The 11,429-nt window shown below is 65.6% G+C and carries 13 protein-coding genes; 8 read left to right on the plus strand and 5 right to left on the minus strand.

Annotated features, from left to right (window positions below; translation table 11 throughout):
• Window positions 1-3 precede the first annotated feature (3 nt).
• From JQ632_RS35900 to JQ632_RS35920, 5 genes are all read left to right on the plus strand, one after another.
• Complete coding sequence (locus JQ632_RS35900) at window positions 4-141, plus strand: hypothetical protein (protein WP_212407441.1); 138 nt, start codon at window positions 4-6, stop codon at window positions 139-141.
• A complete protein-coding gene (locus JQ632_RS35905) occupies window positions 138-2,201 on the plus strand; it encodes a hypothetical protein (protein ID WP_212407442.1) in 2,064 nt (687 codons plus the stop codon). Before JQ632_RS35900 ends, JQ632_RS35905 begins: the two co-directional genes overlap by 4 nt.
• 152 nt (window positions 2,202-2,353) lie before the next feature.
• Window positions 2,354-2,749 (plus strand): DUF2946 domain-containing protein, encoded by a 396-nt coding sequence (locus JQ632_RS35910; protein ID WP_212407443.1) that lies wholly within the window; start codon window positions 2,354-2,356, stop codon window positions 2,747-2,749.
• A 143-nt stretch (window positions 2,750-2,892) separates the two neighbouring features.
• Window positions 2,893-5,244 carry a TonB-dependent receptor gene (locus JQ632_RS35915; RefSeq protein ID WP_212407444.1) on the plus strand — a complete coding sequence of 784 codons (2,352 nt, stop codon included), beginning with the start codon at window positions 2,893-2,895 and terminating at the stop codon, window positions 5,242-5,244.
• Window positions 5,245-5,384: 140 nt separating this feature from the next.
• Window positions 5,385-5,798, plus strand: coding sequence for a nuclear transport factor 2 family protein (locus JQ632_RS35920; RefSeq protein WP_212407445.1), 414 nt, complete (start codon window positions 5,385-5,387; stop codon window positions 5,796-5,798).
• Window positions 5,799-5,815: 17 nt separating this feature from the next.
• Here the strand turns inward: JQ632_RS35920 and JQ632_RS35925 are convergent, their stop codons facing one another.
• On the minus strand, window positions 5,816-6,331 hold the full coding sequence (locus JQ632_RS35925) for a GNAT family N-acetyltransferase (protein ID WP_212407446.1): 516 nt from the start codon (window positions 6,329-6,331) through the stop codon (window positions 5,816-5,818).
• Window positions 6,328-7,488: a hypothetical protein gene (locus JQ632_RS35930; protein WP_212407447.1), complete on the minus strand. Its 1,161-nt coding sequence runs from the start codon at window positions 7,486-7,488 to the stop codon at window positions 6,328-6,330. Before JQ632_RS35930 ends, JQ632_RS35925 begins: the two co-directional genes overlap by 4 nt.
• A gap of 115 nt (window positions 7,489-7,603) precedes the next feature.
• Here JQ632_RS35930 and JQ632_RS35935 point away from each other — a divergent pair, with 115 nt between their 5' ends.
• Window positions 7,604-8,362, plus strand: a complete 759-nt coding sequence (locus JQ632_RS35935) for a glycosyltransferase family 2 protein (RefSeq protein WP_212407454.1) — start codon at window positions 7,604-7,606, stop codon at window positions 8,360-8,362.
• Between the two features lie 46 nt (window positions 8,363-8,408).
• Entirely contained in the window at window positions 8,409-8,786 is a 378-nt protein-coding gene (locus JQ632_RS35940) for a DUF2304 domain-containing protein (protein ID WP_212407448.1), read from the plus strand.
• Window positions 8,787-8,858: 72 nt separating this feature from the next.
• Here the strand turns inward: JQ632_RS35940 and JQ632_RS35945 are convergent, their stop codons facing one another.
• A complete protein-coding gene (locus JQ632_RS35945) occupies window positions 8,859-9,350 on the minus strand; it encodes an NUDIX domain-containing protein (protein WP_212407449.1) in 492 nt (163 codons plus the stop codon).
• A gap of 80 nt (window positions 9,351-9,430) precedes the next feature.
• On the opposite strand from JQ632_RS35945, the gene JQ632_RS35950 reads away from it, so the two are divergent.
• A complete protein-coding gene (locus JQ632_RS35950) occupies window positions 9,431-10,312 on the plus strand; it encodes a metallophosphoesterase (protein ID WP_212407450.1) in 882 nt (293 codons plus the stop codon).
• Between the two features lie 21 nt (window positions 10,313-10,333).
• Here JQ632_RS35950 and JQ632_RS35955 read toward each other — a convergent pair whose 3' ends face one another.
• Together JQ632_RS35955 and JQ632_RS35960 are read right to left on the minus strand one after the other, a co-directional pair.
• Entirely contained in the window at window positions 10,334-10,888 is a 555-nt protein-coding gene (locus JQ632_RS35955; protein ID WP_212407451.1) for a hypothetical protein, read from the minus strand.
• A 190-nt stretch (window positions 10,889-11,078) separates the two neighbouring features.
• A complete protein-coding gene (locus tag JQ632_RS35960; protein ID WP_212407452.1) occupies window positions 11,079-11,291 on the minus strand; it encodes a hypothetical protein in 213 nt (70 codons plus the stop codon).
• Between the last annotated feature and the right edge of the window lie 138 nt (window positions 11,292-11,429).

Genomic DNA, 11,429 nt, shown 5'->3' on the forward strand with positions numbered 1-11,429 from the left:
ACTTTGAGCCTGAACGCCTACTACAACGAAGCCGTCATGGCCGGGCCTGTCCCGGCCATCCACGCCTTGACGCGCGGCACGAAGAACGTGGATGCCCGGGACAAGCCCGGGCATGACGATGCCGAGAGAGCGACGACATGAATTACGGCATCGCGTTCACGCCGCTTGTCCCCTCGATCGTGCTGTGGATCGGGCTCGGCGCGATCATCGTCATGGCGGTCATCCTGCTGCTGGCGCGCGCACGCGGCGCGGCCGTGCGCGTCGCCGCACTGGCGCTGATCCTGCTTGCACTCGCCAACCCGTCCTTCACCCGCGAGGACCGCGATCCCCTCACCTCGGTCGCCGCCGTCGTCGTCGACAAGAGCCCGAGCCAGAATTTCGGCAACCGCAATCGCGAGGCTGCGCAGGCGCAGGAAGCGCTGGTCGACAGCCTGAAGAGGATCAAGGGGCTCGAGGTCCGCGTCGTCGACGCAGGACAAGCCGATGGCGAGACCGACGGCACAAAGCTGTTCGGCGCGCTGGCCTCCGCGCTCTCCGACGTGCCGGTCGATCGCGTCGCCGGCGCGTTCCTGATCACCGACGGCCGCGTGCACGACATCCCCGCCAATGCCGCCGCGGTCGGCTTCCAGGCGCCGGTGCATGCGCTGATCACCGGGCAGAAGGACGAGCGCGACCGCCGCATCGCGATCACAGCGGCGCCTCGTTTCGGCATCGTCGGCCAGAGCCAGACCATCACCTACCGGCTCGACGACCAGGGTGTGAGCGGCGACCGTGCCAAGGTCACGATCCGCAGGGACGGCGAGGTCATCAGCGAACGCAATCTGTCGAGCGGCCAGACTGCAAGCGTCGAGGTCGACATCAAGCATGCCGGCCCGAACATCGTCGAGATCGAGGCATCGCCGCTCGAGCGGGAGCTGACGCCGGTGAACAACCGCGCCGTGGTCGCGATCGACGGCGTGCGCGACAAGCTGCGCGTGCTGCTCGTCTCGGGCGAACCGCATTCCGGCGAGCGCACATGGCGCAATTTGCTGAAATCCGACGCCAGCGTCGACCTTGTGCACTTCACCATTTTGCGTCCGCCGGAGAAGCAGGACGGCACGCCGATCAACGAATTGTCGCTGATCGCGTTTCCGACACGCGAACTGTTCCAGCAGAAGATCAACGAATTCCAGTTGATCATATTCGACCGCTACGCCCGCCAGGGCGTGTTGCCGATCGCCTATTTCGACAACATCGCGCGCTATGTGCGCTCGGGCGGCGCGGTACTGGTCTCGGCTGGTCCGGACTACGCGTCCAATACCAGCATCTGGCGCACGCCGCTGGATTCGGTGCTGCCGGCCGAGCCGGTGGGCGTCACCGAAAAACCGTTCTATGCGCATCTCTCCGACACCGGCAAACGCCATCCGGTCACCCGCGGGCTGGAAGGCTCCGGCAGCGAGCCGCCGCGCTGGGCGCGCTTCTTCCGCACCGTCGACACACGGAATGCGACCGGCACACCTGTGATGACCGGCGCCGACAACAAGCCGCTGCTGTTCCTGTCGCGCTTCGGCGAGGGGCGCGTCGCGCTGCTGCTGTCAGACCATATCTGGCTGTGGGCGCGCGGTTATGAAGGCGGCGGCCCGCATCTCGATCTGCTCCGGCGGATGTCGCACTGGCTGATGAAGCAGCCTGATCTGGACGAGGAGGCGCTGCGCCTGCAGGTGCAGGGCAAGGATCTCGTGGTGGTGCGCCAGACCATGTCGGACAGCGTGCCCCCGGTGTCGGTGACTTCGCCCTCCGGCGTGACGCATGATTTGACGCTGAATGCGGGCGAGCCCGGCGAATGGCGCGCGAGCCTGCCTGCGAACGAGCTCGGCCTGTGGCAGGCGACCGACGGCACGCTGAAGGCGCTGATCAATGTCGGTCCGACCAATCCGAAGGAGTTTTCGGAAGTCACCTCCACCGCCGAGACCTTGAGGCCGCTGACGCAGGCGACCGGCGGCGACGCGGTGCGTGTGGTGGACGGATCGAGCGTCGATCTGCCGCGGATCGTGCCGGTGCGCTCCGCCAGCGTCTTCCATGGCGACGGCTGGATGGGCGTGAGGCTGCGCGACGCCAGCGTGGTGAAGGGCGTCGGCGTGCTGCCGATCTTCGCCGGTCTGATCGGCCTGCTACTGCTGCTCGGCGCATTCGCCGCGACCTGGGTGCGCGAGGGGCGCTAGGCCCCTCGCCTCGTTGCACGAACAACACATCCGTCACTGACCTCGGTTTGTCCGCCGCGACGCGGTTGACACCGTCGCAGCCTTCCGATGTTATAATGTAACATCGCGTGGGCCGGAGAATTGGGCCCCGTGATGCTGGGGTGCGTTTCCACATGAAGTGGTTCAGGTCGAACATCCGGCACGGTGCCCGGCTCGCGCTTTTCGCGCTGCTGGTGCAGTTCGCGCTGTCGTTCGGTCACAGCCACTGGTTCGCGCAGGCCGCACCCCTGCTGCAATCCTGGCAGCAGGTTGACGGTGGCGTCGCGACACCTCACGGTGTTGCAATCCAGAAGCAATCGCCGGCCGTTCCCGACCAGGACCAGTCCGGTGACGACTATTGCGCGATCTGCGCCGTCGTCTCGATGGCGAGCACGATTGTGTTCGCGACGCCGCCAATCCTGCTGCTGCCGCAGGCCGTCGAATTCCTCTACCTCACGACCGATGCCGAGTTCACCCATCTGAAATCGGCCGGCGCCTCGTTCCAGCCGCGCGCCCCTCCCCTGTCCTGACCTCCAACGCTTGATCACACCCGGTCCGTTCCGCGTTCGCGCTGGAGCGCCGGGAGCAGTTGAAGTCGAATTCCGTCGCATCGCGGCGGCAGGTCGCCACCTGACAAGACAAACGCGGTCGGCGCCTGACTGGAATCAGGACAATGACATCCAAACGACGACGCGCGCAGCGTCTGGGCGGAGCATGCATGCTCCTGCTCGGCGCCGCGGCTACATCAGCCATGGCACAGGACAAGCAGGCCGCCACCGAATTACCTGCGGTCGAGGTGACCGCGCCGAGCCCGATCGTCCGGCGGCACACGGTGCCCGTGCGCACCACGGCGCGCGTCACGCGTGGCGGCACCGCGCGCAATCGCGAGCGTGGGCCGGAGGTCGCGGCCGCGCCCGCGCCGGCTACGCCGCAACAGGGGGTGCTGCCCATCGTCACCAACCAGTTCGCCACCGTCACCGTGGTGCCGAACGACGAAATCCGCCGCGAGGGCGGCGGGCAGCTCGGCGATCTCCTTTTCTCGAAGCCCGGCATCACCGGCTCAAGCTTTGCGCCCGGCGCCTCCAGCCGGCCGATCATCAGGGGACTCGACGTCAACCGCGTCGGCATCGTCGAGAACGGCACCAATTCGAACGGCGCTTCCGATCTCGGCGAGGATCACTTCGTTCCGATCGACCCGCTGGCGACCAATCAGGTCGAAGTGGTGCGCGGGCCGGCCGCCTTGCGCTACGGCTCGACCTCAATCGGCGGCGTCGTAAGCGCGACCAACAACCGGATTCCGGATGCGGTACCGACCTGCGCCGCGCCGCCGTTCCAGAGTTTTGGCATGTCCGCGCCACAGGCTACGCCGGGCGCGCCTTGCATCACGGCCGAGACGCGCACCGCGGTCAGCTCGGTCGATCGCGGCGTCGAGGGCGGCGTGCTGATCGATGCCGGCGCCGGCAATTTTGCGCTCCACGCCGACGCCTATGGCCGCAAGACCTCGGACTATGCGATTCCCGCCTACCCGTATCTCGCCGACCAGACGCGGCCGGTGAATGGCCGGCAGCCGAACTCGGCGACGCAGTCGGACGGCGGCTCGATCGGCGGCTCCTACTTCTTCCAGGGCGGCTTCATCGGCGCCGCGATCACGCAGAACGACGCGCTCTACCACATCCCCGGCATCGACGGCGCCGATCACAACACGCGCATCGACGGCCACCAGACCAAGCTCAACGTCAAGGGCGAGTACCGCCCCGACGCCGCCGCGATCGACACCATCCGCTTCTGGGCGGGTGCCACCAACTACAAGCATAACGAGATCGGCCTGGCCGATCCCGCCGATCCCACCAGCGACGGCGTGCGGCAGACCTTTACCAACAAGGAGCAGGAGATCCGCACAGAGGTGCAGTTGATGCCGTTCAATGCGCGCTTTGCCGAGGTGACGACGGCAATCGGCTTCCAGGCCGGGCACCAGGAACTGACGGCGCCGAGCCCCGACAATCCCGGCACGCTGTTCAACGGCCTGTGGGACCCCAACAACAACACCCGCGTTGCGGGCTACGCCTTCAACGAGTTCAAGTTCACGGAAGCGACGCGCGCGCAGATCGCGGGGCGCATCGAGCATGTCGAGCTGCACGGCTCGACGCCGGATTTCCCGGCGGACTTTTTGCCCAATGGCGCCACGCAAACCAGCATCGCGCGTAACCCGTCCTACACGCCGAAGAGCGGCAGCATCGGCCTGCTGCAGGATCTGCCCGGCGGCATGGTCGGCAGCATCACCGCGCAATACGTCGAGCGCGCGCCAAAGCCGGCCGAGCTGTTTTCGCGCGGCGCGCATGATGCCACCGCCACGTTCGACATCGGCAATCCGAACCTGACGATCGAGACGGCAAAGTCCGTCGAGGTCGGCCTGCGCAGGGCGACGGGGCCGTTCCGCTTCGAGGCGACCGCCTTCTACACGCGCTTCGACAATTTCATCTATCGCCGCCTCACGGGCGTGATGTGCGACGATGATTTTGCCTCGTGCGGCGCGCCCGGCGCCGAGCTGAACCAGGCGGTCTATTCGCAACGCGATGCGACCTTCCGCGGCGGCGAATTCCAGTCGCAGCTCGATGTCGGCGCGTTCCACGGCGGCATCTGGGGCATCGAGAACCAGTTCGACGTGGTTCGCGCCACCTTCACCGACGGCACCAACGTGCCGCGCATTCCGCCGTTGCGGATGGGGGGCGGCCTGTTCTGGCGCGACGACAACTGGCTGATGCGCATCAACCTGTTGCACGCCTTCCCGCAGAACAACATTGCCGCGGTCGCGGAGACGCCGACGCCCGGCTACAATCTGTTGAAGGCCGAGGTGAGCTACAAGACCAGGCTCAATCCAAGCTGGTTCGGTGCGCGCGAGATGATGGTCGGCCTCGTCGGCAACAACCTCCTCAACGAAAGCATCCGCAACTCGGTGTCCTACACCAAGGACGAGGTGCTGATGCCCGGCATCGGCGTTCGCGCATTCGCGAACTTCAAGTTCTAGCTTCGCGCCTTGCGTCGGCCGGGGCCCATGGGCCCCGGCGCCCCCATGCACCAAAAACCGAAACGGTGACTTTCATTTATTTCTGTTTCGCTCGCTGGGCCGGCCACCACATCATCTCCCCACAGACAGGGAGTTTCTTGATGACCCAGGATGCCAGCAAGACGGGCGGCCCGCTATCGGTGGGCGTGGACGTGAGCAGGATCGAGACGCTACTCAACCACAACCTTCCAGAGGTCTTCGGTGAAGGCGATCCGGCTCGCAGACGGCGCGCAATCCAGGAGCTTTATACCGAGGACTGTGTGCTGTACGCGCCGCCCGGCACGTTCGTCGGTCACGACGCACTGGACAAGTTCGCCGGCGATCTCCGGGCAACGCATCCGCATTTTGTCTATGCACCACACGGCTCGCCCCAGGTCCTGCACAATTCGGGACGCCTGGCATGGGGATCGGGGCCGAACGGCGAAAAGCCCGCCTATACCGGCGTGGATTTCATCATCGTTCGCGAGGGCAAGATTGCGGCTCTCTACGTCTACCTCGACTCACCACCCGCCTGATGCACGCGCAGAGACGGCTAGCTTCGCGCCTTGTTCCAGTCGGGGCCGACGGGCCCCGACACGCCCTCGAACGCGCCGTCGACGAGCTCGAAGACCAGGACGCGGCTGGCATCGACCGGACCCGGCATGGTGACGCGTCCCTTCGGCACCGGCTTGAAGCCGACGCGGCTGTAATAGGGCTCGTCGCCGACCAGCAGCACGATGGCGTGCCCCTTCGCCTTGGCGTCCTTCAGCGCGCGCTCCATCAACAGCCGGCCGACACCGCGGCCGCGGAACGGCGGCTCGACCGTCAGCGGCCCGAGCAGCAGCGCCGGCGTTTCGCCGATCAGGATCGGCAATTGCCGGACCGATCCCACCAGCAGCGTGCCGATGCGGGCGGTGAAGGAGAGCTCAAGCACGTGGTCGACATGCTCGCGGATGCGGTAGGCGCTGAGCACGAAACGCCCGGGCCCAAAGGTCCGCTCGTGCAGCCGCTCGATCGCCTGCGCGTCGCCGGCGGCTTCCGGCAGAATCGTAAGTGAGAGATCGCTCATATCGGGACGCGGGATAGCATCTCGGAAGGCCGCGGTCCATCAGCCTCCGCGCCTTGCGCTTCGCGCATCAGGACCGTTGCGAACAAGACCGTCCACAACGTGAGCATGGAGATGGGGATCGTGTAGTACTGCGTAAACACGGGATGCGTGGCGAAGAACGCCAGGTTCAGCGCGAGATTGCCGGTCACCAGCAGCGCCAATCGTTTCACGCCGGATTGGCCGGCAAAGCGCCACAGCAGCGCGGTCCAGGCGCAGACAATCAGGATCAGCGGGAACTGCGTATCCCCGAGATAGGCGCGCAGCACGGACAGATCGACACTCGGCGCCTGCGTGTCCGGGCCGCCATAGGCCGATACCAGCGGATTACCCGAATTGACCATGTTCGCGGCCAGCACCGGCAATATCCCGACGAGGAATCCAAGCCCGAGCGTCAGGCCCTGCAAGAACGACTTTTGGTTACGCTGAACCAGGAACGACACCCCGAAGAACAGGAAGTAGCCCGCCGACAGCAGCACGTTGGCGATGCGGAAGCTCGCGGACAGGCCGAGCAGAGCGCCAACGACGGCCAGCATCAGCAGGCGCGGCCTGTCTTCATCGACGAACAGTCGTGCGGTCAGAAGTCCGGCGAGCGCGCAGGCCACCATGGTCGGCGCCATCGAGTAGCTGGCCTTGGTCGGGTTGATCATGAAGTAGATCGAGATCGCGCCGAACGCAGCGGCGAGCGCCAGCGCGCTTGGCCGCTGCGCCCGCCACAGTCCGTATAGGGCAAAGGCGGCGACGATCGCATTCGCCAGCGCATAGAGCGGAATGACCTGAAAGCCTTCCGGAAACAGCGCCAGCACGAAACCGGTGCCCGGCGGCGGCGTCATCACCCATTTGCTGCCGTCGGCGGTCTGGGTGTGGCACGGCGCCTTGGTGCCGTCCTTCCAGTTCTCGAAATTGATGCTGCGCAACTTGCTCGCGAGATAGCCGTCGTCCTCGCGGGCAAGGCTGGTATCGAGCCCCTGCCAGCCGAAGCGCTGAAACAGATGCGCCTGGCGCAGATAGCAGATGTCGTCATAGACGCCGCGGCTCTCGGTCCAATGCGAGATCAGCCGGACATTGCTGGCCAGGATCACGAGGAAGACGATCGAGAAGAAGATCTTGGCGGCTTTCATGGACGTCTCGGCGGGGCCCGGCAGGGCTTGGGAAGGGCTCGCCGCCTGTACAGGAAAAGCACCGGCAAGTATAGCAAGGCAGGGATTCTCCGGTGTTGAGGCCGACGTGACCGACATGGAATTGGATTTGACCGACACGTGCCGCAGCGGTGCCGCCGCACCGTATGTGCGCGCGTCGCGAATCCTGCTGGTGATCCCCTGTTACAATGAAGAGGCTTCGATCGGCGATCTCCTCGACGAGATCGCGGCGACCGGCCGTCCCTACCACACGCTCGTCGTCGACGACGGGTCGTCGGACGCGACCAGCGCGGTTGCCAGCGCCCGCTCGCCGGTCGCGCGCCTGACGCAAAATCTCGGCATCGGCGGCGCCGTGCAGACCGGCATCAAATATGCTTCGCGCCAGGACTTCGATTTCTGCATCCAGATCGACGGCGACGGGCAGCATGATCCGCGCGAGATCGAGACGCTGCTGGACGCCTATGCGCTGCAGCCGACCAACATCACCATCGGCAGCCGCTTCATCGACAATGCCGGCTTCTGCTCGACGCGAATGCGACGCGCCGGCATCCGGCTGATCGCACGCGCCCTCAACACGCTGTTTGCGGGCGGCGGCCTCATCACCGATCCGACCAGCGGCATGCGCCTGCTCGACCGCCGCGCCATCGCGTTCTTCGCGAAGGCATACCCCATGGATTTTCCGGAGCCGATCTCACTGGCCTGGGCGATGCGCGCAGGCTTGACGGTCGGCGAAGTCCCGGTCGAGATGCGGGCGCGGGAGAACGGCGTCAGCTCGATCGACGGCCTGAAGTCGGTGAGCTACATGATCCGCGTGCTCGGCTACATCCTGCTCGCGCGAATCGCGAGGCGGTCGTGAGCTTGCGAATCCATCAATACTGCGCTGAACAGTCGAGGAGGCGGTCGTGACAGGCGTTCTTCCAAGCATCGAGACGGTCATCGTCATCTCCGCCTTCGCGCTCATCTACATGCTGGTGCTGCTGCGCAAGACACTGCAGGCCAAATTCGACCTCTACGATTTCCTGATGCTGTCGATGGTCGCGATCATCCCGGCCGGCTTCGCGCTGTTCCCGAAGCTCGCCTATCTCGTCAGCCATCTCACCGGCGTGGTGTTTCCCTTCGTCGTGATGTTCGGCGCCCTGTTCCTGGTGGTGTTCGCCTTCATGCACAACATCACGGCGCGCCTGCACAGGCTCGAGCGGCAGAACTGGGCGCTGATCCAGGAGCAGAGCCTGCTCACGCTGGAATTGAAGGCGCGAGAGAGCGGCAAGACCGGCGCGTGAGCCGGCGCCTCAGATTCAGATCTTGACGCGTTTTCTTGAAGCGAACCGGTTCCCATTTCGCTCGAAAACGCTCTACCGCCACGTCGCAACCTGCGGCTGGCTGTCGAGGATCTCCGCGATCCGCAACCGCGTGCCCGGCGTGGTCCCGTCGGGCAGATCGGCGACTGCGAAGAAGCCGCATGCGATAATCTCGCGGTTGGGCTCCGGCGGCCGATCCTGCCTGTAATGGCGGACGATGTAGACCGCGACATGGTCGCGGCGCGAGACGTGGCTATTGAGGAAGATGCCGTGCAGGGCGACCTCACCCGTGACGTCGATATTCCCCTCCTCCTTGAGCTCGCGGCGCATCGCTTCGTCCATGGTCTCGCCGACGTCGACGCCGCCACCCGGCAGATACCAGCCGCTGACATAGCTATGCTTGACCAGGAACACGCGGTTATCCGCGTCAAGCACCACGGCGCGGACGCCGAGCGTCATGCCGCGGACGAATCGCCAGTAAAAATGAAAAATTCGCCGCAGCAGCGGCTCGTGTTTCCGTCGCAACCCGTCGAGCAGATCTGGCATCAGGCTCCCTTGCGAAGCAGCTTGCGCCGCGCGTCCGACCTTGCCATTACATCGTGGGAATAGCGAGGCAATCGCATCCGATGGCTCCCTTCAAGCTCGCGCACCTGTCCGACCCGCATGTTCCCCCGCTACCAAGGCCGCGGCTGGTCGAGCTCGCGAGCAAACGCGCGCTCGGCTACGTCAACTGGACGCGCAACCGTCACAAATACCAGCGCCGCGAGGTCCTCGACATGCTGGTCGCTGATGTCCAGGCGCAGACCCCCGACCACATCGCGGTTACCGGCGACCTCGTCAACCTGGCGCTGGAGGCCGAGTTCGCGCCGGCGCTGGCCTGGCTCGAAGGCGTCGGCCCGCCGGATCGCGTCACCGCCATCCCCGGCAATCACGACGCCTATGTCCGCACCACGCGCCACCGCTTCGGCGAAGTCTTTTCGCCCTATCTCGGCGATGCGCCGGCAGCCGCAACTTTCCCCGCCGTGCGCCGGCGCGGGCCGGTCGCCTTGATCAGCCTCTCCACTGCCGTGCCGACGCTGCCCCTGATGGCGACGGGTACGCTCGGGCGCGCACAGCTTGCTGATCTCGCCGACGTGCTGGAGCAGCTCGCCTCCGAGGATTTGTTTCGCGTTCTCCTGGTGCACCATCCGCTGAGCTCGAAATCGCGCGTCAAGCGCATGACCGATTCCAAGGCGCTGCTGGCGCTGTTGAAGCGGCACGGCGTCGAGCTGATCCTGCACGGCCACGACCACGTGCATTCGACGATGTGGTTCGACGGCCCCAACGGCCAGATACCAGCGATCGGCGTGCCGTCGGCTTCCGCGCTGGCGCACGGGCGCTATCCGGCGGCGGCCTACAACCTGTTCACCATCGAGAAGGACAACAGCGGCTGGCGCTGCGAGCAGACCGTGCGCAGCCTCGATAGCGCCTTGCAGATCCGGCAGATCAAGCACGTGCGGGTGATCTAGTTCGCTCGCAATGACGACGCGTCACCAGCTCCGCAAGCTCGCAAACAGCGCGAGACCGAACAGCGCAACGGCGCCAAGGATGAAGCCGAGCAGAAAGCTCCACACGCGCGAGCGGCGCGGCTTCTCCGCGACGGGCAGCTTCGGCTCGGGCGTGACCACCAGCGCGCGCTCGCGCTCGATCATGCGGCGCGCGACATACTCAGTGACGGCCTCGACGATCGCGCCGGTGTCATGCGATTCGGCGAGCACGATGCGGCCGTGGCGGGTGTCCTGGACAAACCGATACATCCGCTTGTCGCGGCCCATCATGATGTGCGCCACCACGTCGATCCACAGCCGCGGCGTGTCGCCCTGGCTGATGCCGCGATCGAACAGGTCGACCCTGTCAGGCACTTCGGTGAACAGGGGATCGAGCGCGTCGTTGAGAATCTCGAGCCGCGCGACCTCGGCGTCGCGCAGGTCGACCACAACGCCGGTGCGGTCGGCAGCCTCGATCCGCGCCTTCAGGAGCGCATCGCGCAGCCGCACCGTGCGCGGCTGGCTGGCATTGGTCCCGGCATTCTGCGGCTCTGACATATTCGGCCCCGTTACGCGACAACAGCCGTTAACCTATCAGCTACCATGATCGCCGCAAAGCGCCTTCAATTCCAGAGACTTACAACGCCTGCAGGAAGTTTTCCCTGTCCCAAAAGCAGACGATCCCACCCGGCTCACGCCGGATGGGACCGCCCGTCCTTGGACGTTTCTTGAGATTAGCTCGGCAGCCTCAGGCTGCCGGAGCGCGATGGGGCTCTTCCACGATCGAGAAGCGGACGCCGGCCTTGTGGCGGTTCTCTTCCGACACCTCGCGCCAGCAGTCCTCGGCTTCCTTGCGGGTCTTGAAGGGGCCTTTGACCTGGGCCGAACCTTCCACGAGCTTGTGGAAGTTCATGGAACCGAACTCGCCGCCGATCACCCAGAAATTGCTACCCTTGGTCATTGTCAGTCTCCTCTAAATGCGTTGGCCTTGCTCCGGGTGCTGGTTGCACCCTGCCGCCGTTAGCCGAACTGGTTCATCGTGTTGTGGGCGCCGCCCGCCTTCAGGGCGGCCTCGCCGGCGAAGTATTCCTTGTGGTCG

This window comes from Bradyrhizobium liaoningense, from assembly GCF_018130955.1.
Taxonomy (GTDB): Bacteria; Pseudomonadota; Alphaproteobacteria; order Rhizobiales; family Xanthobacteraceae; genus Bradyrhizobium; species Bradyrhizobium liaoningense_C.